Below are 25209 nucleotides of genomic sequence, written 5' to 3'. Positions count from 1 at the left end.
TAGTTAACTCTTAGCCATATTAGCATACAAATCCATGTGAGACATTATACTTTTTGACAAGGCATACCGCTGTTGCGCTTCTTGACGTTGTTCGTTAGCCAACTGCATACGCTTTTCTTCACCCCACTCTATGACCTCTTTGATTTTATGACCTAAAGCCACTATATCATTAGGCTTAACAAGGGTCTGCGGCCATGTTGACAAGACATCCTTAATCCCTGATATATTGGAACCAATCACTAATCTACCGGACAACATAGCTTCTATTGGGGCAATAGGTTGACCCTCTCCAATTTCTGGTGTACAAATAACAAATAAATCTGCTATTTGAAGATATGTTCTCACATCTCTTTTTTTACCAGTAAAAATCACTTGATCTGTTTCATATTGCTGTTTTAAATCCCGTCCATAATCAGATGTATAATCACCTATTATATAAGCTACAATATCCGGGTTTTCTAGTTTTCCCATAGCTTCAAGAAGCACCTCAATTCCTTTAATAGGAACCAAATTAGCCACAGTTACAATTACAAACTTTTCTTCTTTTAAATGAGTTCCAATTAATGCCGTATAATTTTTGTCCGCAAGTTTAAATTTACCTGTATCTACACCAATTGGAATATATGAAGTTTTATTTGACATGTTGTTAAAGAACTGCTCTCGCATGTCTTGATTAATAGTAATAATATGCGTACTCAATTGACTACGCCATCGCCAGGCTTTATTCCCCCAGCCCATGGCCTTTTTTGTATATACAAAAGGGATACCTGCCAACTTAGCTGCCAAGGGTTCTGTAAAGTCCGAGCTCCAATGCCAAGAATGAATAATGTCGAAGTAGTGGGATTTGAAAAATCGAACGGTTTTGTAGAGTCTAACTGGGAGATTCCAATAGGGTTTGTAAGGTACTGCCACATTAAAAACATGTATCGGTACATTTAATTGCTCTACCTGTTTAAAGAAATCACCTCTGGTATGGCCACAAGCAATATGCGGTTCAAATTTGGTTTTATCGATATGCTTCACCAAATCATAGACGACTTTTCCACTACCTGCCGTATCAAAATTTGGGATTGTGTACAAAATTTTAGTTCGCTTCTCCATGGTGGTGTTTTTGGTGAAATTTGGCCAAGGTCAGTAGCATATTAAGCCCATGAGCGCAAACCTTGAATTCGCCTCGGTAAAAACCCTCTAGGTATGTAGACTGTATATGCTCTCCAACCCATTCTTTTAGTTGTGTTTGCTCCAACTCAACTCTTAGTTTTTTTTCATTCGCTTTGCCATTAAACTGTAATTCCCAGTTTCTTTGAATGTATGGGTTGCCTATCATCCCCGCCCATGAACGTTTTGCTTTTGACCCAATTCTATAACACCATGACACCAATTTGTTAGTGGTCTGATACGTATACAAATTGTAAGGGCGTTTATCTTGCCACATTATTTTGGCAAGACTAGGGTTTCTTTTTTTTATGTATTCGATTTGAATCTTTCTATCAACCAAATACTCTTCTGGTATGGTACATAGCCACTGGCACATACGGTCGTCATAATAAGGCAAAGCGATAGGCTGTTGCGATTGAAATATGGCTAAGTTAACCGAAGTCCAACGCGGGGCCCAATATTTGGATTTAAAGGCTCTTAACTTGGGGTTAGAATTTTTAATATCAATGGTTTTCAAGAGATCTGATAGTCTTTGGTTTAGATAGTCTTTAAATTCACCATCCAAATTCCAGTGTTTCCATAAGTCTTCGGCTAATTCCAACCCTCCTTTTTTGAGGAGTTTTTTAGAAAGGAATTGCAGTTCCTCTTGTTCACTGAGTTGCGGCACCCCATAATTATCAAATAATACATCGCCCCAATGGCCTAAGGAAAAAACATCTCCCATAGCTTTGAATTCATTGACTATTGCCATTTGTCTGGGGCTCGTAAAATCAGAGTAACATCCATTTAATGCCACCAATTCACCAAGCTTATTCCACAGATAGCCGTCTGAAATTGTGTAGGCCTTAAATGGAAACTGACATACAGAGGCGATCTGCTTTGCAATGGCAACCTCGTTAAAGCCGTTTTTAAAGGCATATGAATAGGATTGCACTTCTGCGTTTATGTAATGTAAGCCCGTCGCTTGGGTACGACTATCCAAACCCCCAGATAATGGAAGTATGACCTTTTGGTTTTGGGTTTGTTCTTTAAGTATGTTTTCAAACAGTTCTGTAAATTCTTCAAGCGCCTTATTAAAACTTATGTTTCGTGGTGTATAGTGCCATTTAAAATAGGGTTTAGAATCCATTAAAATACCATCGGCATCTATACGATGCGTGCATGCGGGCTTAAGTACTTTCTTGTTTTTCCAGTAGGTATCTGTATCCAAAAAAAAACCAATAGCTGTAAATATACAGATGGCCTTAAGGTCTAACTCCGTTTTGGCCTTCGTTTGTACCTCTACAACGGTGCTGGGAATAATGGGTTGCTTTATTTCGGTCATATTAGTGTTGACTAAAGTACTGTGAAAGACTCAATTTGATTCAATTTTAAGTACAAATAGTATCATACAAATTAATAAAAGCTGCTATAATTGTATCATAGTCATGTTGTTCTGACACGCGATGATGTGCTTTTTTTGTCAGTTGATTCAGCGATTCATTATCGGTATTCACAAAGTCAACAACTGCATTTGCAATAGCTTCTGCATCCCTAACCGGCACCAGCCATCCTGTTTCTTTATGGATGATGACTTCTGCCATACCACCACAATCTGTGGAGATTACAGGCAAGCCTATAGCCATAGCTTCTAGCACTACATTCGCCAAGCCTTCTTTTATACTCGGCAAGAGCAACACATCTTGGGTTTGTAAATATTTTAAGACGTCGTCTTGGGGTAGTTTCCCTTTAATATGGACTTCAGACTGCAGTTGAAGTTGGTGTAGCTGAAACAAAATGGCCTCAGACTTTTGGGATGCTCCTATAATTGTATATCGAACCTCATACCCCCTAGTTTTTAATATGCTTATGGCATCGATGGCATAGCGAAATCCCTTTACCCAATGGAATCGACCCACTGAAACGATATTTATTAGGCCATTAGTCCTTGTTGGTCTAGGCTTGTACTTCGTGAAAAATGCATTGGGCAGTGGTGATGGAATATGGACTGTTCTATTTTCAATGTTACCATATTTAGTCGCTTCACCTGCAATTGCATTAGAAACCGCGTGAAAGGTATCCACCAAAGGAAATGTCTTTTTGTACAAGGATGCTATTTTAGGCTCTACAATCGGGGTATAGTTGATATGGGCACCCCTTAGGCTTAATACCAATGGGATGTTGAATGTTGTTTTAAAAAAGGCATAAAATTCCAAATCCCTTGCCCATTGCAAATGTAAGATGTCCGGTCTATACAGTACAATAGGTACAAATTTTGAAAACCAAGTCCAACGTTCAAAACGGGATGAAAACCGTTGTATTTCCTTAACCAAAAGTTTATAATCCTTAGGACGTCTTATAAGCAGACTTAAACCTCGATATACAGTAAGGCACAAATTTTTAAAACGGTTTGTTGGGGTCTCATAGATTTCGACATTAGCTTCGTACGTTGTCGATTTTGAAACCGTACCAAAGAGTTTTACGGTGTAGGTTTTTGATACCCCTAAAATGAGATGCTCTATAAAGGTGGTACTCGGAATTTCACCAGAAAGGATGGCTACGGATCTTGTCTTATTGTTTTTCATCGCTTTCATTTAAGCCCTTATTAGCTCGCTATAAAAATTAACCCATTGCTGCGCAATACTCCCTTCTGCGTAGTTTGCCTTTACAAGGTCGTGCGCGCGCTCCAGTAGTTGTTGTTTTTCCTTAAAAGGATAATTTACATACTGAAGTAGCCCTTCTGCAAGTGCCGTTGCATTACGTTTGGATACAAGCCAGCCTGTTTTTTGATGCCTTATCAATTCGGGCATACCGCCACAATCCGTTGAAACCACTGGCAAGCCTATAGCCATGGCCTCGACCGCAACATTGGCAATCCCTTCTGATACACTGGGCAACAACATAACATCGTATGATTTTAAATCCTTAATTAGAGCTTTATGCTCTAAACTGGACTTAAAGATAAGTACATCTGTTAATCCCAATTCATAAGCCATGAATAAGAGTTCTTCAGTAGGCTTTCCGGGTGCAATGATAGTATAGGTAAGCTTTTGACCGGAATCTATTAAGAATTTCATAGCGTGTAAGGCATAGCTATAGCCTTTTACCCAGTGGTGACGCCCAACTGACACAATATTCATCAGGTTTTGGCTATTTGATTGCGACTCCTGAAATTGAGCAAGTATTGATTTTTTTATTGGTGTTCTGATGACACGTACCTTCGTGCTTTCCACGCCGTAAGCCCTTAGCTCTTCTACAAGATCCTCAGAAACCGATTGAAAGGCATCCACCGCCTTAAAATAGGTCAGATACATGCGTTTTAAATCGGGTTTTACCTTGGGACTAATATTTATATGCGTACCCAAAAGACTCACGACTAGCTTACAACCATAAGCGTCTTTTAAAAATACCCAACGGTCTAGCTCATTGGCCCACTGCAAATGGAAAATGTCTGGACGGTATAACAGAACCGGGACAAACCTGGAAAAGCGCATCCATTTTTTGTAGACACCTGAATAGCCATTGGCCTGACTGAGAGCTACACTCAAGAGCCGAGGACTTTTAAACAAGAGTTTTATACTTCTAGCGATAGTACGACTAATATTTGGCCATAGCTGTGTTGGGGTATCTACTATTTGTATTTGCTCTGATTGGTAGCTAAATGCTTTTTTTTTAGTTCCAAAAATAAGCACCGTGTTGTTTTGGGCTACAAGCTCTATAACGTTTTCTATAAAGGTGGTGCTTGGAATGACTCCCGAGTATATTGCTATTTTCATATGAGACCCTCCTTAATTGCCCATTTTTGCCAAGCGTAAAGGTGCCATATGCCCCAAGAACTGTTATGTTTTTCTGCATAGAAATCATTAACATAGGTTTCAATTACAGCCTTTTCAATAAGTTGAGCCCCATAAAATGTATCGGTAAGCAAAAGTTTATGAACATCCTCTGACAATGGCCCTTTTAGCCAATCTTCTATCGGGATTGTAAACCCCTTTTTGGTTTGAGATATTAAAATTTGTGGCACATGAGTTGCCAAGATTGTTTTTAACTTTTGCTTTAGATGAATATTTTTTTTAAAGGACTTAGGCATCCAACCAAATGCATAATAAATAGATTGCTTAGATAAAAACGGCACCCGGACTTCTAAACTATTGGCCATACTCATACGATCTACTTTAGCCAAAACACGTTGTAAATGCCCAAAAAATTCATTCCTCCGTAACCACCCCAATAAGTTTTGTTTCTTTGTTGATTTATACTCGTATAATGTTTTAACAGCTTGAGACCAATTGACTTCAGGTATCATGTCATTAAGAATCTGCTCGTCTATGTGGATTTGCTTTGACATGACCCATTGACCGACAGTCCTGTACTGATACGGCCCCCAAGATTTGAGCAGATTAAATTTTAATGCTATGCGCGCTAGAGGACGGCGTATTTTGAAAGGTAATTTAAACCAATGGCGATGATTCATTACATGTAAAAATCTCGGATAGCCAAAAAATAGTTCATCACCACCATCTCCAGAAAGCATTACGGTTTTTGACTTACTTGCCCTATTTGTCACCAAATATGTGGGGATGGTTGAATAATCTCCAAGCGGCTCTGACATCTTATCAAAGGTGAAGTCCACAATCCCTTTGACATCTTCAAATGACACCTTAATAACTTGATGTGCAATACCAATGTGTTCGGCGTAAGCCATGGCAATTTGACTCTCATCCATTAGAGCGTCCTCTGCCTTAAAGGTAAAGGCTTCAATTGTTTTATCTTTTTGAAATGCGGTTGCGGTAATTAATGGACTATCAATACCTCCACTTAAAAAGGTCCCTAGAGGAACATCAGCCGTCATTTGTTCCTTTATTGTTTGGTTCAAAATTTCGGAGTACGTCTCATCCGATCTAAAATTAAGATCATCAAATCTTTCCACATACTTTTTACGAATTGTGCCATTGTTCTCCACTATGATGTATTGACCAGGTTCCACTTGGTATATATTGTCAAAAACCGTATCAGGACTTGGCATATAGCCAAAGCCAAAATAGGCTTTCATCGTATCTGGCCGAAGACTTAGTTCCTTTTTAAACCAAGGATGTTTAAATACCTGATTAAATTGAGAGGCACTTACCAAGCCTAAAGGAGAAATTCCGTAAAATAGAGGTTTTATGCCAGCAAAATCCCGAGCCATATAGCATTGATTCGTTTTTCTATCTATAATAGTCAGTGCGAACATACCATCTAAACGACATAATGTTTCCTCAACCCCTAAACCATCAAGAAGGTGAACCAATACCTCTGTATCAGATGTGGATCTTAGTGCCTGTAAATTAAAAGCGCTGGCTAGTGATTGATAATTGTAGATTTCACCGTTAAACACAGTTAAATAACGACCTGATGGGCTTTCTTTGGGCTGGCTGCCATTGGTCGACAAATCGAGAATAGAAAGTCGATTAAAACCAAGCTGAAAATTATCATGTCTGATTGTTTGTGTATCATCTGGACCACGATGTTTTGATATACGTAACAGATCTCCAAAATGTTCTGGACTTGTTATACCAATATTATTGAAACAAAATTCAGCTAGAAATCCACACATGCTATTTATTGATCAACGATTTATACAGATTTTTTAACCTGTTCGACTCTACTTTAATGGAAAAACTCGATTGAGCATGCTCAATTGCTCCTTTAGAAAACTTAAAATAACAGTCTTTGTTTTGCCAAAGCTTCAAAATTGATTTTGACGCTCCAACGTAATCATTGGCATCGACCACAAAGCCAGTAACATTATCTATAACGGCTTCTGGTAATCCTCCCGTATTTGAAACTATTGCAGGTATACCCATAGACTGAGCTTCTATTATACTCATACCTAGTGATTCCAAATGACTTAACTGCAATATGATATCATATGATTTTAGTTTCATCTTAAGATTAGAATTTTCTATCCTACCCAAGACCTCTACAAAATCATTAAGTTGATATTTATCTATTAAATAATGAACTTTCATTAATTCTTCACCGTCGCCAATGATGGTATACTTAAATTTTACCCCAAGAGATTTTAAGTGTTTGGCTACCAATAGGTTTCCATTTATATTTTTTTCCCAACATAGTCTAAACACAGAAACTAACTGTAAACATTTGTTATTGGGTATTTTAGGCTGAATTTGAAAGGTTTCACCAAATGAGATAGGAATAATATGTATTTTCTCTTTTGGAACACCCCAACGCATTAAATAAGATTTGTGGTCGTCGCTCATTACTACATAAGCGTCTATTTTTGTTCCATACTTATAAAAAAAATCTTTCCATTTTTTTTGGATATAAGGTCTGGCATAAGTTTCAGTCCCCCTTAAGGTAACAATAAGTTTTGGCTTCATTATAGACATTCTGGAATTTGCCAATCCTAATATTTTTGGGAATAAAAACGCATGTTGCAAATGAATAATATGGGCATTATTCTTTATAGCTAATATCTCATTATAGGCTAAATTTTGTTGGTTTCGGTTTACGAAACCGTACCAACGTTCAATTATTCTTCTTAAATAATAGCTTGGCATTACTTGTACTTCAGATGACGATTTACCTTTAAACGCGATAATTTTTATATCAAAATCATTAGAGTTTTGAATTTCAGTAATGACGGGTGGAATATAAGGCTGATAAAAAAGAGGATATTCTTCAAATATTTGAATTACTTTAATTTTACTCTCAATCTTCGCCATATACTAATATATTTTTTTGCTTAATTTGCTGATAATGATTTAACAATCCTAACTAGCAAAAAACGATTGATAGTCAATATTTTCCTGTATTCTGAATGAATAAAGCATTCTTTAGAAACTATTAAAACTCTAAAAAAAAGTTTCAATTTAATTTTAAACTGAATATTATGATCAATAATACTTCTTTCCACATTGAAATATTTACCAAATAGTTTTTTGGATGGAACTTGTTCTTTTCGACTCTTAAAATATTTAGACATTAGTAAATAAGATTTTGAAAGAGCATTTAATTTATCAATATTACTTTTCGAATTCCATAATCCTCCTCCATGGATTCTATATGCACTATTTTCTATTTCATTTTGAAATTTTGATTTTCCAAATTCTCCCAAGAGAGCAACCAGGAATGTGTCTCCACCTGGCACTCTACTAAAGATTTGAGGAAAATCACTTAGAATATTTCTAAAGCACATCGTATTAGTAATAATCTGTCGTCCTTCTTTTAATTCTTCTGAAGAAAAATCAATCATTCGATCTTTAGATAATCTAGAATCACTTAAAATTTCATTTTTTTCATTGACAACAATGGAATTGTGACATGTCATCACATAATCCTCATTATTTTCTAAAAAATCAACTTGCTTCTGCAATTTATACTTATCTATCCAGAAATCGTCACCCTCACACAACGCTATATATTTCCCTCTGCATGCCCTTAAATTTTCAATAAAATTATAACGTCCTGTAGGTTTACCATCAATATAAATAACTTGCTTTCTATTGCGTAAAATTAATCTAATTTTATCAGGATGTTTCTTTGCGTACTTTAGACATAACTCTCTAGTTCCATCAATACTTTCATCCTCTCCAATAACTATTTCAAACGTAAAATTTGTTTTTTGAGACAAAACACTGTTTAAGCATTTTTCTATAAATTTTTTGTGTTGGTAAGTTAAAATTGAAACACTAACCATTGGGCTATCGATCAATTTATGATTTCCCATATCCCAAATATCTTTTAGTCAAAATTTTCAGAGTTTTTTTTATTAATCTTATTAATTCAATATTGGACGTTAAATGTTCTGGCTTATCCATTTTTCTAGAATACAATTCTGGATGAACCATGCTTAAGGGTCTTTTTTGAGAATTATCCAAAGAATCAATTATGCTGTGACCTTTTTTAATATAAAGCAATGTATTCTGTTTATACCACCAAAATATTTCCTTGTTGTTCCATATTTTTGGTCTTATAAAATCATACGCTAAATAATTATTCTTTTTAAACAATTTCTCCCAATACTCTGGCCATTGTTCATTAAAATGATGATCTCCACCCTGATTTGGTATGGCTGCCGAAAACAAAATCACGTCACTATGATTACATAGTGTTTGAATAAAAGTTACAGCGCTTGATTCTGGAAGGTGTTCAGCTACTTCAAGGCTTATTGCTAAATCATATTTTTTATTCAAGTTTAATGAAGTCGATAAATCATATTTAAGAAATTCTGATTTTGAAATTAGTAGTTCTTCTTCAGCAACTTCAATTCCATCTACTCCAAATACCTCATTGGCACCCAACTTTTTCGCCGCATTTAACCAGCTACCATTACCACACCCTACATCTATAATAGTTTTAGACTTAGTTACATCAAGAATAAAGGGTAATATTGTCAATGCATCTTTTGGGTTGTGAATGGTTGATCTATGTTTATAATTTATCTTATTCATTTAAAATATTTTCTTAATCTATGATAAATATATTTAATAAAATATGGATCAGTGTATCTTACAAAATAGGCAATACCATAAATAAAAATTCCTAGTTTCGATTTATGACCTAATTCTATTTTTCTATGAGTTTTTAGGGCTTCGCTATAAATGTCATTATTAATAATTTCAAATTCATTTTTAAAATCTAAAAGTAGCCGTCTCGAAGCATTATGTTGAGTTTTCTTGTCAGTGGTAACAGAGTTGAGGGACCTCAATCTTTTCATTCTAACTAAAATTTTATTCAATCCATGTATGTCAGAAATTAGAGAGAAACGTAATATAAAATTCCAATCAACATTAAAGTTGCCGTAAGTATCCCTAAACTTAAGATTATATTTTATATGAATAGCTTTTCTCCATAACATACATGTATTTACAACTTTTAGCTGATTTATATATAAATATTTGAATAATTCTATACCCGGCGGAAATTTTTTATTATTTACCAATAATCCAGGGAAAAACACAGAACCATTTTCTGATTTAAGTTCGGCTATGCCTGAAACAAGACCAAATGATACATTATCATCTAAATATTCAACTTGCCATTGAAGACGTTCAGATACATAAACATCATCCTGTTCTGCCATAGCAAAATATTGGGTTTCTGGGTGTGCTTTGCTTACTAAAGCATTAAGGTTATTAGCTAGACCAAGATTTATTGAATGTTCAATAATGCGTATTCTTGAGTCTTTGAATGACTGAACAATATTTTTAGAATTATCCGATGAGCCATCTATTCCAACAATAATTTCAAAATCTTTGAAACTTTGATTTAATAGACTTTTAACAGTTTCCTCAATAGTTTTTTCTCCGTTATAAACAGGTAATAAAATAGAAACCTTAGGCACGATTGGCATATATTATATTTTTTATTTTGACCAATGTTGACCAAATAGGGTGGTACAATTTCATCAGTTTCCATCGGCATTTTGCATTTAGATAAGGCATTAACATTCTATAATAACTTTTGTACAGGTATTCTGTTTCATTAATCTTATTTTGCTTATTAACTTGAGACGCCTGCATATTATGATATCTAAATTTACTAAGTATCTTATCTACAAATCCTATATCGTAATATGGCATTAACCGATACCAAAATTCGCAATCTAAAGCTTGCTTTAGATCCTCATTAAAATAACCAATTTTATCAAAACAAGATCTCCGTAATAACACACTTGTGGGTTCCCCGATTTTATTTTTTGGTGCATTTAGGAATTGACTATCTTTTAGATACAGTTTGCCTGAATGTATACCTTCAACGACATTAAGTTCACCCCAATAATTATGTAAATTTCCATAAACGCTTACAAAATCTATATAATCTTTGTTCTTTTTTTTTCCTATTATAGCTCTTCTTGAATACACTAATCCAATACTTTCTGACAATATTATTTTATTGACCATTTCCTCTAAACAATTATTAGTCAATACGTCATCTTGAAATAAAAACTTGATAAATTCACCGTTTGCTTTACGCACACAATTGTTCCAATTTGCACCAATACCCATAGGATTATGTTGATGAATATTAAGTTTTATTTTAGATTCACTTAAACAATGTTTTATTATGCTCAGGGTTGCATCACTAGAATTATCATCAGACACTATAATTTCAATATTTTTATAGCTCTGATTTAAAACCGATTTAATTGCTTCTTCAATAAAATTCGCACCATTATATGTCGGTATACAAATAGAGACCAAAGGATACTTGTCTGTTCTCATTTAGTAAATATTTCTATGTGTTTCATTGGTCAACACACCTTTTTTGTCCGTGAGCCAAGAAGCAGATTCGTTTGCTGTTTTTTGATAGTATATTTGTTCCTCAGTTAAATTATTGATATCTATATACCACCCACAATGCCTGGCCTGCAAAGGAAAGTTGGTACGCCAAGCTTTTGTGAAATCTTTTAATCTATATTTGTAGCCTGGTCTGTATAGCGCAAAAGTAGTATCGATCGGAGCTTTCTGAGCATGTTCATTAATTTTTTTTGAATATAGTCCCCGTTCCCATTTTATAATTTTATCTCTATTGGGATTTGCAACAGGTATATCATCGATCTTCAATGAGAATCCGACTTTTGTTCTATCGTATGCTTTATCCAACATTTTTCTAAACGTATTTAAAAAATCGTTAGGACACTCAAAAACGGGAACCACATCCGGATCAGTAACTACGTAATACCCTTTGCTATATGTTTTAAATATAGCTTCATTCTTCCAAAAACAAAGGTGTCCCATATTTTCATTTAAACGATGTAAAACTACCCTATGATCAAGCTGCTGAAAATATTCAATTAGAGGAGGATAACTTGAACCATTGTCAATAACGATGATGTTTTTATATCCATTGGCAATTAAAAAATCAATCAGTTTTTTAAGACTCGAAAACTGATTAAAACTGATAATTATTATTGGTATTGATTTAAAATCTTTTAGTTGAAATTTGACATGTTTATTTAACCTTGAAATATATAATTGAAAATAATGCAATATAAATTTCGAAAGTTGATATGTTCTGTGCTTGTTTCTCTTAATTAAATTACTCAGCATACTTGATAGGTTTGAGTAAATTATACCCTTTACCGATTAAAAAGTAAGAGTATATCATCAAATTTAACCTTAAAATAAATTGCAATTTTTGACTTGTTGAAACAGGTGTTTTTTTTAATGCTTTAATAATTATTTTTTTTAATCTTAATACAATACTGTTTCTTTTCTGAACTAGTAAATTCTTGAACATGATTATCAAGATTTCTAAATATTTCAATTTACCAGATGGTGTTAAGTCAGTAAAATAGTCTTCAACAATTTTAGATTTCACATTAAGGTTTGATATAACTTTTTTATCATCTGTATAAATATGGTTGGAAAGATTATCGTCGTGCTTGTACATTGTACATAACGATTCGTTTGTAAAAATGTAATTACTGTCTATTTTAAGAGCTTTAAGATGAAAGTCATATTCTTGAGATTGATGCAACTTTTCATCAAACTTTATGTTGTTATTTAATAAAAAATTTCTTCGCCATAATGGTGCTAGAATTGACCAAAAGATATTGAAAAGAAGATAATCCTCAAACCGTTTTTCAGATGAGATTGAATTAGATCTTAGACCAATAAAACTACCAGACTTTTTATCAGTCCACTGTGTTTGACAAATACAATATGGGCTTTTTGGGTATTTTTTTAATAAATCTAATTGTTTTCTTAATTTATCAGGCTCCATTTGATCATCACTATCAAACCAATTGATGTAATCACCTCGACTATTTTCAAATCCAAAGTTTCTACATGCATTAGCACCCTTGGGGAGATTTGAAGGTCTTTTATAAAACTTAAATCGGCTATCTTTATTAATATAATTTCTGATGATTTTTTCTGTGTCATCTTCAGATCCATCATCAATGATTAAACATTCCCAATTTTCGTATGATTGAGCTAAGATAGAGTCTAGTGTGTCACCAATTAGCTTGGCACGATTGAAAGTTGGGATGATTATCGAAACCATGAGGGTGTCATCTTTTATTTTTTAATCTAAAATGTATTAGGCAATTTTTAATTATACTGTTATTGTACCTTTTTTGGAAAAACATATTCTATTGTCTGAGTTCGCGCAAATACATCACGTAAACTCTTTGGTAAATAACGTTCAAAAGCTAAAGCTTTTTTTCTAAATCTTCTACTCCATTTTGCTGATGGGAAAAATCTGTAAAATCTTTCAATCATTCCAACTGAATAAATGTTTACATATTCAAAATAGATAGCTCCTATCTGTTGATAATGTTTACCGCTATTCTCCCTTTCTGGATGGGGATCCAATTCCTTCCATATTTTAAATTTCCTTTTTTGTAAGGATGAAGGCCTGTTATCCATAGGTACCATCCATCGCAAAGTATCGAGAATTTTACTGTTTATTGCTGGTTCAACAAACCTAACAAGTCCTTCCGGCCTTAATATAGTCACAATTTTTTCGATGAATTTTTTTTCCTGGGCATGTGTTAGATGGTGGACGAATGCTTTTCCGACAACGACATCAAAAAAATTAGATGCCAAATCAGTTTCTAGAAAATTACCAGAAATAAAATTTATTTTTTTATTATCGGGTAAATTTTTATTCAATTTTTCGATTATTTGACCTGACTCATCAGAAATATCATTCGCCCAAACATTAGCGCCTAAAGCAGACATTACTGCTGCATTAGTACAGTCACCGCAACCAAGTTCCAAAACTTTTTTACCCTTGAGGTATTCTCTAAAATTCTCTTTATACATGCATACCCATGAAGTATCGGTGGATGCTGCTTCATCCAAAAAATCATTCACGCGACTCATCTTGTTTAAGATATTGTCAATTCTTACATCTTTATATACTTTATTATAATGTGCTCGATTATGATCTGTATTTTCTTTAGAGGTATTCATAATTACTAGTTTTTATATTGCGTCCATACAAGCAGAAAGAAGCAATTTCTCCAATTTTTGAAGTTGATTTTTTCGGTTAAAATTGTTATATATATAATTCTTAGCATTTTGTCCAAGTTCCATTGCTAATCTTGAAGATGCCATAATTGTGTCGAGGTTTTTAGTATATGCCAACAAATCATTTTCTTCGCATAAAAGTCCAGTTTCATTGTGTTTGACAACATCTTTAATACCAGCATGACGTGTTGAAATCACAGGTAGACCTGCCAAACCTGCTTCTAATATTGCCACCGGGGTACCTTCTTTGTCTCCATTTTTTGCTGTTACAGAATGCTGAATGAAAGCTCTAGACTTAGACATCCAATCCATAATATCCCTTTTAGGTAAAGCACCCTTAAATAGAATTCTATTCTCTAAACCCAACCCTTCAACTAGAGCCCTACATTCCATAATCTCTGGACCATCTCCAATCATAATTAATTGCGCATTCGGATATTTAAGGCATAAACTTGCAAATGCCTTTACACTTGTTTGTGGCCCTTTCTTTTCTGTAAAACGTCCAACAGCGAGAATATTATTACTTTCATAGAAAGGCTTTATTTCTAAAAAGTCGGGGTCAGGTGTACAAGGATTATAAACAATTTTGTTTTTTGGACAACCTAATGCTATTAAAGCCTCTGTCATATCATTCGAAACTGAAATAATTGAATGAGCATATTTAAACACTTCTTTATAAGCATTATTATATTCTTCTAAAATTCTAAACATAGAAGCATCATATCCATGAAAATGAGCTATTAGCGGCAAGTCAAGTAATTGGCAAACATCAAGGACTTTTACTGCTGTAGGCCCAAAATGGGTTATGATCACCTGCGCCTTGTGAATCTTGAGTGCTTCTTTAAATCCTTGCTCAGCATCTGTGAGAGCATTTATTCCCAATAATCTTTTTATCTTGTATAAATATACCTTTGGTGCTTCTACGAGCTTACCATAACCTTCAAGTTGTTTAGGGATTTCTCCATCATAAAAGAAAAGTACGTCATGTAAACCATCTTTCTGAGCTTTAATAAAAGTCTCAGAATAATTATCTCTTCCAGGAGAAACCATTGCAATTTTCATAGTTTCAATCTAATTAGAAAATAATTCATTTTTAATAGTTTCTTTTAAGTCTGCTGAGATTGGCACTTCAAACTTTCTAGCAAAGAAATGTTCGCTATGTATTAAATGTTTAAAATCAGAACTATCTAAATTAGCCGGAAAATTGCCATTTCTATCTGACCAATCAATGTATCTAAGGCTATTATTTTGTAAAGAATCAGATAAATAAGAATTACATAAAATTGTTTGGAAGTATATTTCTTCAGAACAAAATGTATGTCTGTGTCTGCTAAAAAATTTAGGATTTTCTCTCGTAAAATGGATAATATAATCCACGGCTTCCCTATTCAAGCTCCACCAAGTGTCCCCACCATAAATAGGTTTATTAAAGTATCGCATTGAACGTTTTATGCCGAGACGCTTCTGAAACTCAATCGCTTTAAAAATGTATTGCCTTTTCTTCTTCGCGTCTATAACATCATATAAATTGTAATACTCGTATCTTTCCATTCCTCCATTCGGCCATTGAGCAATTGGAAGCTTGTAATTTAATATATAATTCGTAGCACTATTATCACGAAAAAATTCATCAAATTCTTTAAAAGTCTTTATAGGATAGTCATGGCCGCTTATGAGATGAAAACGCACAATTTCTTTGTTACACTGAGCTTCTCTGACTAGATAGAGTATTGCTCTTAGGTGGCTAAAACCGCCCCAGAAGACTTTAAATTTTTGAGATATTAATTTTATCTGTGGTAGTTCCCTCAGCTTAGCAAGCATTTTTTTTGGTATAAAAGACCGTTTATCAATATGAATATACACATGCATTTGCTCGTCGAATACGCTTGCCAATTCGTAGAGATGCTCAAAATTTTTGTATGCTGTTATTAATAGGGCTTGCATATTTATGACTTAAAACTCTTTAACATTCGTTCAACACGCATAGCTAATTTCATCATTTTCCTCTGTGTTATACTTTTCAATTCCGCTGTTGTACTATCACTGTTCAAAATAATTTTTCTTAGCTCCATTGCATCTCGAAGTTTTGGTTTAGAAAACATATAATTTATTATTTCTTGCCTTTTCTCATTTGCTTTAGTCAACATTGAAACCTTTTTAATCCTATAATGGAAGCACAGTTCATCAACATAGTATATCTTCCATCCTTTAAAAAATATGCGAATATTCAGATCCCAATCTTCAAACCCTATAAGCATATTTTCATCGTAACCACCAACAGAATTAAAAGCTGATTTACGCAATAAGATACACGCATCGATGTAATTTTTTCGAAGTAATCTTACAATACTAAACTCACCTGGTTTATGGTAGTGATCGTCGTCACCAAAATATTGAACATTTCCAAAGACTAAGCCAATGTTTTCATTATTTTTCAATATCGATAGGCCCTTATTAAAATAGCCTTCACTAATTTTATTGTCTGCATCTAGTAGAATTATGAATTCCGACTGAGCCAAATTAATACCCGTATTTCTGGCGTTACTTAATCCTTTATTTTCTTGATGAATTACTCGTATTATAGGATTATCCAATTTTTTTAAAAGTGCCTCAGTGGTACCATCATCAGATCCGTCATTAATTATTAAAACTTCAATATCATACTTAGTACTGTAATTTAGTACCGAGTCTAGAGTTTCTCCTATATAGTGCCCCATATTATAACAAGGGATAACAACACTTATCTTATTTACCATTGCTATAACTTTTTAAGTAATAATAAAACTTATAAAACCAACAATATTTTTTTCTCAAATGAATTTTAGTATAATTATCTAAAAAGCCCATGTAATCTTGATAAAGTATTTTAGAGAAATCATCTTCGTCTTCATCATAATTCTCACTATTATAGACAGATGTCTGTTTTGGATGTAATCTAAAATAAACCAATGTCTCTGGCAAAATTGCAATTTCAGCATTACTTAAAACTCTGTAATAAAATTCATAGTCTAATATTTGCTTAAGGTCTTCTCTAAAATAACCTATCTCTTCTATAATTGATTTTTTAAATAAAACCGCTGTTGGCTCCCCAATTTTATTCATAGGCGATTTAAGGAATTGTTTGGAACCAAAAAAAGATTTATCTAAAACCTGATAATTTCCTCTGTTTATTAGTTTCAAATCTTTTTGAAGATTTCCAAATGTCTCAATCCACTTGGCTAATTCTTTTGTCATGTACTCCTGTTCATAAAGGAATGTTCTTTGACAAGCTACTAAGCCTATAGTTTCATCATTTTGTAGTACCTCCAACATTTTTTCGATACAATTAGGTTTCAGCACATCATCCTGAAACAAAAATTTAATATAATCCCCAGATGAATGTGTTATACAGTTGTTCCAGTTTGCACCAATTCCATTAGGAAGATGGTTAAATAGATGGATTGGAATTGTTGTTCTGTTTTTAAAATCTTTAACAATATCTAAAGTGCAATCAACGGAGGCATCGTCAGAAACAATTATTTCTATTTTCTTATACGTTTGGTTTATAGCACTTTTTAATGCATCAGTGATATACTGCTCACCATTAAATGTGGGAACGCAAATAGAAATCAGTGGATTGTCCATATTTTAGTCTAAATATATGTCTATCAAATTTTCCAATTGTAATTCTTTGGCTTTTATCTAGTTTGCTATTATAATAATTCAGTTTCTTTATAAGAATACTATTAACTTTCTCATTAAACAGTCGCGATAATATTAAAATTTTTATGTTTTTATTTGTATCAATCATTCTCTGCTCAACACTTTTACCTGACCAAATACTTTCCGTATGAACCCTATAAACTGCCATTTCTTCTGGCATTTTCATTATTTTTGAAGAATTAACAACAAGCATATAAAACGTCCAATCGCCTAAAGCACATTTGGTAAACCATTTAGGAATTTTTATTTCATTTCTAATTAAAACAGAGGGGGTATTTATATAATTACCTTGCGCTAAATCATTTATTGTAGTTATATCCTCGACTTCTCTAGTGTTGTACTCTGGTATAAATTCTTGTTTTCCCTGATTATAAATTTTTACCGCATGGTAACAAATCCTAAAATCTTGATTCTTTTCTAAAAAATCCACTTGTTTCTGCAACTTAAGCGGATTTATCCAATAATCGTCACCTTCACAAAGTGCAATATATTTCCCTTTACAAGCCTTTAAATTTTCTATAAAGTTATAACGCCCTGTTGGCCGTCCATTAATATATATAACATCCTTTCGAGAACGTAAAAATAAACGTATTTTTTCTGTATGTTTACTGGCATATTGCTTGCAAATCTCACGCGTCCCATCATTGCTTTCATCTTCACCTAATATTATTTCAAAAGAAAAATCGGTTTTTTGCATTAAAATGCCATCCAAACATTGTTTGATGTAATCTTTGTGGTTGTAGGTTTGTACACATATACTAACTAAGGGAATCATATAGATATTGTTCTAATGGTGTATCCTTTAAATCTTTGGTTACATAGTCAATAATTTCTTGTTGTAATTGACCATCCCAGGCATCATCTTTTTTTCGCTTTTTAAATACAGAATAAGCATCGTCATGATGTATATTTTGACTCTTTTCAATAAATGATTTCGTTGAAGTCGCCATGTCTATTCCACAAAATTTAAAGGTCTTTTCAACCACTTGAAATGGTTGCGACAGTAAGTCGTTATAATTTAAAACAGTAACTTGCTCCGGATATTTACGCTGTAAAATCAGGAATAATAGTGTCACCTCTTTCCATTTGGTGTACCCATGAAATTCTTCCCTTTTGTTTAAGTTTTTTTTTGGAGCATTTTTCCACTCCTCCAAGATATCCCATTTTTCATCTTCCCTGAACTCTTTGGGTGCTTTCCACCAACTGTAAATCACTGCCAAAGGGTTTCTAATCAGTAAAACACATTTTACATCAGGGCTCTTTTCGAGCATATTAGGTAAAATATTATGGTATCTTACCTCCTTGTAACAGCAAAATTTAGGTTCTAAGCGCTTTTCAAATTTAGGTATCATCCCTCTACTGATTCCATCTTCTTGATTTAAAAATGAATCTCGGCTCACTGCAATTTCATTAAAGAATTGATTGATTTCGGAACTCGATGAATCTTCCGTTAAAAATCCTTTAAAGGCATATGAAAACAATGGCTGAAACTTGAATGCAATGTCAGGGTGACTATTAAAAATGTTACCTAGCCAAGTAGATCCGCTTCTCGGCACACTATGAATTGCGATGTATTTCACGATAAGCTGTAGTTTTTCAAATACTCGATTACGGATAGTTTGTCATTGTGCATTAATATATCAATTATGGAGAGGTTTGGCAGAAATGAATTTGATCCTTGACTATATTTTAGCTCATCCATGGAAAGAAATTTTAGTTCAATACCATGGCTGTCAAAAGTCGTCTTGTTATATAAATCAACACCACCGCTTAGGTTAATATATTTGCTTGCGTTAAGCTTTCGGCATATATCAAGGATACGCTCTTCTCCACCTAAATGTGCTGTCTGCTTCAGAATGTCTTTGTTATATATTATGTTTACCTTTTTTCCTAAATAGTCAAATACAAATGTAAGAGTCTCTGTACTCAGCTCTGAAATACTCGATACGAAAGGTCTATTAAAAAACTCTTCCAATTTTGGATAAAAGTCTCCAAAATTGTTCGCTTTGATATAAGTCTGACGGATGGTTTTCAAAAATTTGGTTTTAAATCTATCATATTTGTCTTCGTTTATCTCAATGTCACTGATTTTCTTAAATGAGCTACTTTGCTCCAACGGAACAGTAAAAAAGTGAGGAACACCATTTATGACAATTCTATTTCTATTTATCCAACCTCCTTTAATAAAATTGACATCATCGTATATAATAAAGGTATCCGCCGCATATATCAATTGAATATATCCAAAGTAAGGAAAGAAATAGGGTTGCATAATGCCTAAAGTCATAGGTATCGTTTTACGACGTTGATGATGTGTTTTACTTCATGGAGCTTTAGACTATGATACAGTGGCAAGCACAATACTTTGTCTGCTATTGATTCCGAGATAAGACAGTTTTGGCCATTGACATAATCTAAGGTATTTAACGACGGGTAAAAATAACGCCGCGGGTAAATGCCTTCCTTCTCCAAACCCAATTTAACTTTACTCATTAACATCGGCGTGTCGAATATGACAGGCAAATAACTGTAATTCCATTTGGTATCTGGTCTTATGTTTAATAGTTTAATATTTAAGCTTTTACTGAGCCCAAGATTATAATGGTCAATAATGGATTTACGTTTCGCCATTATATTCTCCAAATGAGGCAATACAGCTAAGCCCATCGCTGCTTGTGGCTCAGACATTTTGGCATTGATGCCAACACCTTTAAAATCTTCCTTACCACTATGCCCGAAATTATGGTGGTAAAACATTGTATCATAATGTTTTGAACCACAAAATAAAGCCCCGCCCTCTCCAGTATGAAAAAGCTTTGTAGCATGAAAGCTACAAGTACTCACGTCTCCATAGTCAAAAATGGATTTCCCTTTGTATTGTACACCAAAACAATGAGCGGCATCATAAATTACTTTAAGATTATACGTCTTGGCAATTCTATCTATAGCCTCTACGTTACATGGATTACCATACACATGAGTCGCCAAAATTGCCGAGGTGTTTTTTGTAATAGAGGCTTCTATCTGTGTCTCGTCAATAGTTAAATACTTGGGATCTATATCAACAAAAACGGGCGAACAGCCTTCCCAAACGATACTACTGGTGGTAGCTACATAAGAAAAAGGGGTGGTTATGATTTCGCCCGTCAGTCCCAGTGCTTTAATAGCAATTTGCAAGGGCAAAGTACCATTAGTCATAGCAATTATAGGTCTGCTTTGCAAGTAATTTTGAATCTTATGCTCTAGTTCTTTCACAAGTACGCCGCGGTTGGTCATCCATCCAGTATCCCATGCGTACTTAAGTATGAAATTGTACTCTTCTTGTGGCGGTAAAAAAGTTTTAGTGACATTGATCATTGACACTGCCATTTAAATTGTGGTTTAATATAGCCAGGTTCTTTACCCATATACGTACCGATTTCTCGTTTTGCATCGACCACGGTAAAGCTAATGATATCTTTCTCCATAAATGCGGCTCTCTTTTGGTCTTCTATCAAATGAAAAGTAAGGTAGTATTGACCGGCCTGTAGAAAAGATTGTGGAATGAAACACGTCAAGATATTTGTACCTTGTTTCAAATCCAAGTTACCCCGTCTACTTGAAAAAGGAAAAAGTGGATCTCCCATTTCATTAATAAGATGATAGGTAATGTGATAACGTTCAACATCTTTGACCTTTAATGTTAAACATGTAATTATCTGAATTTCTTTATCTTCCAATATCGGCGCATCCTCAGGTGCATTGATATTATATATTGCAATCTTATCTAATGAAAAAAGTTCCGTTTCATATTCATCGGAAAAAGACTTCACGTTTTCTAATTTTTCACCTCCTTTTAGATAATAACTAACGGCCTCATCCGTTTGCCCTTCAAACACCATTTGTCCATTTTCCAAGACCAAGGCCTTGGTGCACAAGGCTTTAACTGAGGCCATGTTATGGCTTACAAATAATACGGTTCGGCCTTCAGTATTACTGATGTCTTGCATTTTACCAATCGCCTTTTTTTGAAATTCGGCATCGCCAACGGCAAGTACCTCATCTATAACCAAGATATCCGGCTCTAAAAACGCTGCTACGGCAAAGGCCAAGCGTACCCGCATACCAGAACTATACCGTTTTACAGGGGTATCAATATATAATTTACAACCTGAAAATTCTATAATTTCTTCCTCCTTGGATTGTATCTCCGCCTTTGTCATTCCTAGAATAGCTCCGTTAAGATAGATATTCTCTAAACCTGTTAATTCTGGGTGGAAACCTGTACCAACCTCCAGTAAAGACGCAATCCGCCCTTTGGTTTTTATTTCGCCTGTTGTCGGTAAGGTGATGCGCGACAAGATTTTAAGTAGAGTTGACTTACCTGCTCCATTTTTACCAATAATGCCCAATACTTCCCCTTTCTTTACCTCGAAGTTAATATCCTGCAAGGCCCAAACATAATCATTATCGGCTATTGCCGTTCGGTCGTTTACAGCACCTACTTGTAAAAAAGGATCTTCCTTTCCCCTGATACGGTACCACCAACGTTTTAAATCGTCGCTTATCGTACCCGAACCTACGAGACCCAAGCGGTATTGCTTGGAGAGGTCACTAACCTTTAAAATGATATCTGGGTTGTTATTTGGCATTTAAATTGTGTCTATAAAGGTTTTTTCCGTTCTATTAAATATTAATATTCCTAAAAACAAAATTATCAGTGTTACCGCCGTTGTGAGCAAAAGGCCTTTTGCTGAAAGCGTCCCTTCGCTTAGTAAGGTATATCTAGTTGCTTCAATGATGTAGGCTAAGGGATTATATTCTACCAACCAGGCAAAACGTGGCAGTTTTTCGCGCATTAGTGCCAAGGGGTACATGACGGCAGAGAGGTACATGAGCAATTGGGTCCCAAAGCTGATTAAAAACTTAAGGTCTCTATATTTTGTGACCAGAGCGGAGACCATCATGCCCAAGCCCAAGCCCAATAAGGCCATCATTACTACCAAAATAGGAAACAAACAGCTAGTCCCATTTAAACTGATATCGGAGCCATTTATTTTATAATAAATAAAAAACAAAAAGAAAATAATGAGTTGAATCCCAAAACGTACAAGGTTTGAAATGACGTTGGATAGTGGGCTAATGATTCTGGGGAAATACACTTTAGAAAAAATACCTGCATTACCGCTAAAGGTATTGGAGGTGTTGGTGAGACAGGTTTTAAAGTAATTCCATATAGAAATCCCTGCTAAATTAAACAAAAAAGGTGGTACCGACCCCGTATCTATATTGGCCACTTTGTTAAAAATGATAGTAAAGGTTAAGGCCGTAAACAAGGGTTGAATTAAATACCAAAGAGGCCCTAATACCGTCTGCTTATAAACGGTAATGACATCTCGTTTTACAAACAGCATGAGCAAATCCCTGTAGAGCCAAATCTCCTTAAAGTTGAAATCAATCAGCTTCCGTTTAGCGGAGATGGTGTAGAGCCATGAAGTATCCTCAGGAGTATTCAAGTCAAAAGATTTAGTTATCCGCTAATATAGCCAATGACCATAAACGAATAAAACCTTAAATCATGCTTAACATTGAAGTTATCAACGGAAGTGTAAACAATTACAAAATGTGTAATTATGAAAATGCTCAAAAATTTAAAATGGAGCCTCGATATCAGGATGGGCTTTAATCACGAAGCCTTTTTACGATAAGTCTCCAAACAATGAAGAACGTCATCTTTATCTAATAAAAAATAGTCGCAATAAGCCTTTACAGATATATAACTTCGCTTTGGGGACTTATAATGTGTATTGACTTCTTTAATAATTTGTCGTGCAGTGCCAATGCTCACCTCATGAGTAACAACAATATCATTAGTATGTAAAAAAAGAATAGGCACTTTATTTGCTTTTTTCAAAACTAAAACCTAATCATGTTCTAAGAAAACAAACTTATCAACAACACAGGCAAATGAGTCATGATCCTTTTAATCCTGAAAATTTCATTAAACAACTAAAAAACAGAACGTTAAACAAATGTTGATAACTTTACAGACTTTTTGATTATTCTAATCAACGACCATAAAAACATCAATTTTAATCTATAGATGCCCCATAGGTGAGTTATACTTAAGTCGACAATAGGCCAAATTAGGAACATTAAATATTTGATTAAAGCATAAAAAATAAATTTTGATTAATCACCCTTAAAACTCAAAAACAACAGAATTGTATCAAAAAGTATCAGATTATATCACTTAGTCATGAAAATTCCCATATAATATCAAATTTTCACAAATAGTACCGAAAACTTTCGAATAGTAGAATGCACATACATCACCCAAATACATTTGTAATCAAATAAGCTGTGTGGCATAAAATAGTGAACACTAAAACTTGCATCACAGAAATTAATGTATAACTGACAGACAAGTTCTGTCTCAAAACAATGTATTATGGCAAAATTAAAAAGCCTTATTAAAATTGAAGGAACCTTAGATGACCTCACCTTCTACAAAACGGAAGACGGCTATGTGGTACGCCAAAAAGGCGGCGTATCTAAAAACCGTATCCAAACCGATCCTGCCTTTGTTAGGACCCGCGAAAACAACTCTGAATTTGGTGCCAGTGCCACATCCGGAAAACTACTCAGACAGGCAATCATACCCTTGCTGAACGATGCTAAAGACCCAAAAGTCACAAGCCGTTTAACCAGGGTTATGACCCAAGTCAAAAACGAAGATACCACATCAGTACGAGGACAGAGAAACGTCGCTTCTGGAATCACAACAGCTAATGGCAAAGCTTTATTGAAAGGCTTTGAATTTAATGTGCGCTCCACCTTGAGTTCCGTCATTTTAGCGGATATCAATTTGGATGAAGCAACAGGAATCTTTACCATTCCCAATCTAAAAACGGCACAGCGCATCAATCCGCCAGACGGCGCCACACACGTGACCTTTTCTAGCGCTTTCCTTAAAATGGATTTTGCAACGGGAGAAAAAGAGTTACAACTGTCTAATGAAGTTAATCTAACTCTAAACAATACACAGACGGATGTAACACTTACCCCAACAGTCCCAACAGCCTCAGGTGTATCTCTATATTTCCTGAAAATTGCATTCTTTCAAGAACTTAATGGTGTACAGTATCCCTTAAACAATGGGGCATACAACACCCTAAAACTCATGGAAGTCTTATAAAACGGAAATATCCGATAAAAAAGAGGGCACTGCCCTCTTTTTTTTGTTCCCATTAGTAATCCAACCACAAATCAAAAGCTCCCCGCTTCAGACAAAGAATGGTGGATTCGACATAGGAGAAAACGGGGAGTTTGACAAGAACAAACTCAATCCACTAATTTCACCAGTCAACCTTTTTTCGCTCTGCGGTTTTCAGAAACTTCCCAA

24 protein-coding genes are annotated in these 25209 nt (G+C 34.5%); 1 reads left to right on the top strand and 23 read right to left on the bottom strand.

Translation table 11 applies throughout. The annotated features are described in order from the left end of the window. Positions 1-3 precede the first annotated feature (3 nt). The 23 genes from ACFOSX_RS08680 to ACFOSX_RS08570 are packed head-to-tail and all read right to left on the bottom strand — an operon-like array spanning position 4 to position 23320. On the bottom strand, positions 4-1101 hold the full coding sequence (locus tag ACFOSX_RS08680; protein WP_386099336.1) for a glycosyltransferase family 4 protein: 1098 nt from the start codon (positions 1099-1101) through the stop codon (positions 4-6). Then, positions 1085-2482 (bottom strand): asparagine synthase-related protein, encoded by a 1398-nt coding sequence (locus ACFOSX_RS08675; RefSeq protein ID WP_386099333.1) that lies wholly within the window; start codon positions 2480-2482, stop codon positions 1085-1087. The genes ACFOSX_RS08680 and ACFOSX_RS08675 overlap by 17 nt, the downstream gene beginning before the upstream one ends. A gap of 46 nt (positions 2483-2528) precedes the next feature. Beyond that, the gene (locus tag ACFOSX_RS08670; protein ID WP_386099330.1) at positions 2529-3722 is read right to left on the bottom strand and encodes a glycosyltransferase family 4 protein; all 1194 of its coding nucleotides are present in this window, start codon (positions 3720-3722) and stop codon (positions 2529-2531) included. A gap of 9 nt (positions 3723-3731) precedes the next feature. Then, a complete protein-coding gene (locus tag ACFOSX_RS08665; protein ID WP_386099327.1) occupies positions 3732-4913 on the bottom strand; it encodes a glycosyltransferase family 4 protein in 1182 nt (393 codons plus the stop codon). Then, positions 4910-6733, bottom strand: coding sequence for an asparagine synthase (glutamine-hydrolyzing) (gene asnB, locus ACFOSX_RS08660; RefSeq protein ID WP_386099324.1), 1824 nt, complete (start codon positions 6731-6733; stop codon positions 4910-4912). The genes ACFOSX_RS08665 and asnB overlap by 4 nt, the downstream gene beginning before the upstream one ends. A gap of 1 nt (position 6734) precedes the next feature. Next, complete coding sequence (locus ACFOSX_RS08655) at positions 6735-7865, bottom strand: glycosyltransferase family 4 protein (RefSeq protein WP_386099321.1); 1131 nt, start codon at positions 7863-7865, stop codon at positions 6735-6737. 20 nt (positions 7866-7885) lie between these two features. Continuing rightward, entirely contained in the window at positions 7886-8869 is a 984-nt protein-coding gene (locus tag ACFOSX_RS08650) for a glycosyltransferase (protein WP_386099318.1), read from the bottom strand. Further along, the gene (locus tag ACFOSX_RS08645; RefSeq protein ID WP_386099315.1) at positions 8856-9593 is read right to left on the bottom strand and encodes a class I SAM-dependent methyltransferase; all 738 of its coding nucleotides are present in this window, start codon (positions 9591-9593) and stop codon (positions 8856-8858) included. The genes ACFOSX_RS08650 and ACFOSX_RS08645 overlap by 14 nt, the downstream gene beginning before the upstream one ends. Beyond that, positions 9590-10495, bottom strand: coding sequence for a glycosyltransferase family 2 protein (locus ACFOSX_RS08640; RefSeq protein WP_386099312.1), 906 nt, complete (start codon positions 10493-10495; stop codon positions 9590-9592). The genes ACFOSX_RS08645 and ACFOSX_RS08640 overlap by 4 nt, the downstream gene beginning before the upstream one ends. Further along, positions 10479-11366 carry a glycosyltransferase family 2 protein gene (locus ACFOSX_RS08635; protein ID WP_386099309.1) on the bottom strand — a complete coding sequence of 296 codons (888 nt, stop codon included), beginning with the start codon at positions 11364-11366 and terminating at the stop codon, positions 10479-10481. Before ACFOSX_RS08635 ends, ACFOSX_RS08640 begins: the two co-directional genes overlap by 17 nt. Further along, positions 11367-12194, bottom strand: a complete 828-nt coding sequence (locus ACFOSX_RS08630; protein ID WP_386099306.1) for a glycosyltransferase — start codon at positions 12192-12194, stop codon at positions 11367-11369. Next, a complete protein-coding gene (locus tag ACFOSX_RS08625; RefSeq protein ID WP_386099303.1) occupies positions 12184-13152 on the bottom strand; it encodes a glycosyltransferase family 2 protein in 969 nt (322 codons plus the stop codon). Before ACFOSX_RS08625 ends, ACFOSX_RS08630 begins: the two co-directional genes overlap by 11 nt. Before the next feature lie 59 nt (positions 13153-13211). Beyond that, a complete protein-coding gene (locus ACFOSX_RS08620; RefSeq protein WP_386099300.1) occupies positions 13212-14066 on the bottom strand; it encodes a class I SAM-dependent methyltransferase in 855 nt (284 codons plus the stop codon). A 12-nt stretch (positions 14067-14078) separates the two neighbouring features. Then, positions 14079-15185: a glycosyltransferase gene (locus ACFOSX_RS08615; protein ID WP_386099297.1), complete on the bottom strand. Its 1107-nt coding sequence runs from the start codon at positions 15183-15185 to the stop codon at positions 14079-14081. 9 nt (positions 15186-15194) lie between these two features. Next, a complete protein-coding gene (locus ACFOSX_RS08610) occupies positions 15195-16067 on the bottom strand; it encodes a beta-1,6-N-acetylglucosaminyltransferase (protein ID WP_386099294.1) in 873 nt (290 codons plus the stop codon). Positions 16068-16069: 2 nt separating this feature from the next. After that, entirely contained in the window at positions 16070-16879 is an 810-nt protein-coding gene (locus ACFOSX_RS08605) for a glycosyltransferase family 2 protein (RefSeq protein WP_386099291.1), read from the bottom strand. Beyond that, positions 16869-17747, bottom strand: a complete 879-nt coding sequence (locus ACFOSX_RS08600) for a glycosyltransferase family 2 protein (RefSeq protein ID WP_386099288.1) — start codon at positions 17745-17747, stop codon at positions 16869-16871. Before ACFOSX_RS08600 ends, ACFOSX_RS08605 begins: the two co-directional genes overlap by 11 nt. Then, complete coding sequence (locus ACFOSX_RS08595; RefSeq protein WP_386099285.1) at positions 17707-18600, bottom strand: glycosyltransferase family 2 protein; 894 nt, start codon at positions 18598-18600, stop codon at positions 17707-17709. Before ACFOSX_RS08595 ends, ACFOSX_RS08600 begins: the two co-directional genes overlap by 41 nt. Next, positions 18584-19405 (bottom strand): sulfotransferase domain-containing protein, encoded by an 822-nt coding sequence (locus ACFOSX_RS08590; protein ID WP_386099282.1) that lies wholly within the window; start codon positions 19403-19405, stop codon positions 18584-18586. Before ACFOSX_RS08590 ends, ACFOSX_RS08595 begins: the two co-directional genes overlap by 17 nt. After that, positions 19402-20112 (bottom strand): WbqC family protein, encoded by a 711-nt coding sequence (locus tag ACFOSX_RS08585; protein ID WP_386099279.1) that lies wholly within the window; start codon positions 20110-20112, stop codon positions 19402-19404. The genes ACFOSX_RS08590 and ACFOSX_RS08585 overlap by 4 nt, the downstream gene beginning before the upstream one ends. Next, a complete protein-coding gene (locus ACFOSX_RS08580) occupies positions 20109-21182 on the bottom strand; it encodes a DegT/DnrJ/EryC1/StrS family aminotransferase (protein WP_386100260.1) in 1074 nt (357 codons plus the stop codon). Before ACFOSX_RS08580 ends, ACFOSX_RS08585 begins: the two co-directional genes overlap by 4 nt. Further along, complete coding sequence (locus tag ACFOSX_RS08575; protein ID WP_386099276.1) at positions 21179-22456, bottom strand: ABC transporter ATP-binding protein; 1278 nt, start codon at positions 22454-22456, stop codon at positions 21179-21181. The genes ACFOSX_RS08580 and ACFOSX_RS08575 overlap by 4 nt, the downstream gene beginning before the upstream one ends. Then, on the bottom strand, positions 22457-23320 hold the full coding sequence (locus tag ACFOSX_RS08570) for an ABC transporter permease (protein ID WP_386099273.1): 864 nt from the start codon (positions 23318-23320) through the stop codon (positions 22457-22459). Positions 23321-24255: 935 nt separating this feature from the next. Here ACFOSX_RS08570 and ACFOSX_RS08565 point away from each other — a divergent pair. Further along, on the top strand, positions 24256-25002 hold the full coding sequence (locus ACFOSX_RS08565) for a hypothetical protein (protein WP_386099270.1): 747 nt from the start codon (positions 24256-24258) through the stop codon (positions 25000-25002). The last annotated feature ends 207 nt before the right edge of the window (positions 25003-25209 follow it).

It is taken from the genome of Winogradskyella maritima (genome assembly GCF_042650215.1).
GTDB lineage: Bacteria > Bacteroidota > Bacteroidia > Flavobacteriales > Flavobacteriaceae > Winogradskyella > Winogradskyella maritima.
Note: the sequence above shows the minus strand (reverse complement) of the source record. Positions and strands in the feature narration are given on the sequence as shown.

What these genes read in the sequence shown, in the direction of transcription:
- ACFOSX_RS08610 (WP_386099294.1), bottom strand. Translation starts at nt 16,067, where the DNA reads ATGCAAGCCCTATTAATAACAGCATACAAAAATTTTGAGCATCTCTAC.
- ACFOSX_RS08580 (WP_386100260.1), bottom strand. Translation starts at nt 21,182, where the DNA reads ATGATCAATGTCACTAAAACTTTTTTACCGCCACAAGAAGAGTACAAT.
- ACFOSX_RS08670 (WP_386099330.1), bottom strand. Translation starts at nt 3,722, where the DNA reads ATGAAAAACAATAAGACAAGATCCGTAGCCATCCTTTCTGGTGAAATT.
- ACFOSX_RS08650 (WP_386099318.1), bottom strand. Translation starts at nt 8,869, where the DNA reads ATGGGAAATCATAAATTGATCGATAGCCCAATGGTTAGTGTTTCAATT.
- ACFOSX_RS08595 (WP_386099285.1), bottom strand. Translation starts at nt 18,600, where the DNA reads ATGATTCCCTTAGTTAGTATATGTGTACAAACCTACAACCACAAAGAT.
- ACFOSX_RS08625 (WP_386099303.1), bottom strand. Translation starts at nt 13,152, where the DNA reads ATGGTTTCGATAATCATCCCAACTTTCAATCGTGCCAAGCTAATTGGT.
- ACFOSX_RS08615 (WP_386099297.1), bottom strand. Translation starts at nt 15,185, where the DNA reads ATGAAAATTGCAATGGTTTCTCCTGGAAGAGATAATTATTCTGAGACT.
- ACFOSX_RS08585 (WP_386099279.1), bottom strand. Translation starts at nt 20,112, where the DNA reads ATGACTTTAGGCATTATGCAACCCTATTTCTTTCCTTACTTTGGATAT.
- ACFOSX_RS08630 (WP_386099306.1), bottom strand. Translation starts at nt 12,194, where the DNA reads ATGCTGAGTAATTTAATTAAGAGAAACAAGCACAGAACATATCAACTT.
- ACFOSX_RS08675 (WP_386099333.1), bottom strand. Translation starts at nt 2,482, where the DNA reads ATGACCGAAATAAAGCAACCCATTATTCCCAGCACCGTTGTAGAGGTA.
- asnB (WP_386099324.1), bottom strand. Translation starts at nt 6,733, where the DNA reads ATGTGTGGATTTCTAGCTGAATTTTGTTTCAATAATATTGGTATAACA.
- ACFOSX_RS08565 (WP_386099270.1), top strand. Translation starts at nt 24,256, where the DNA reads ATGGCAAAATTAAAAAGCCTTATTAAAATTGAAGGAACCTTAGATGAC.
- ACFOSX_RS08575 (WP_386099276.1), bottom strand. Translation starts at nt 22,456, where the DNA reads ATGCCAAATAACAACCCAGATATCATTTTAAAGGTTAGTGACCTCTCC.
- ACFOSX_RS08655 (WP_386099321.1), bottom strand. Translation starts at nt 7,865, where the DNA reads ATGGCGAAGATTGAGAGTAAAATTAAAGTAATTCAAATATTTGAAGAA.
- ACFOSX_RS08665 (WP_386099327.1), bottom strand. Translation starts at nt 4,913, where the DNA reads ATGAAAATAGCAATATACTCGGGAGTCATTCCAAGCACCACCTTTATA.
- ACFOSX_RS08645 (WP_386099315.1), bottom strand. Translation starts at nt 9,593, where the DNA reads ATGAATAAGATAAATTATAAACATAGATCAACCATTCACAACCCAAAA.
- ACFOSX_RS08620 (WP_386099300.1), bottom strand. Translation starts at nt 14,066, where the DNA reads ATGAATACCTCTAAAGAAAATACAGATCATAATCGAGCACATTATAAT.
- ACFOSX_RS08605 (WP_386099291.1), bottom strand. Translation starts at nt 16,879, where the DNA reads ATGGTAAATAAGATAAGTGTTGTTATCCCTTGTTATAATATGGGGCAC.
- ACFOSX_RS08635 (WP_386099309.1), bottom strand. Translation starts at nt 11,366, where the DNA reads ATGAGAACAGACAAGTATCCTTTGGTCTCTATTTGTATACCGACATAT.
- ACFOSX_RS08600 (WP_386099288.1), bottom strand. Translation starts at nt 17,747, where the DNA reads ATGGACAATCCACTGATTTCTATTTGCGTTCCCACATTTAATGGTGAG.
- ACFOSX_RS08680 (WP_386099336.1), bottom strand. Translation starts at nt 1,101, where the DNA reads ATGGAGAAGCGAACTAAAATTTTGTACACAATCCCAAATTTTGATACG.
- ACFOSX_RS08640 (WP_386099312.1), bottom strand. Translation starts at nt 10,495, where the DNA reads ATGCCAATCGTGCCTAAGGTTTCTATTTTATTACCTGTTTATAACGGA.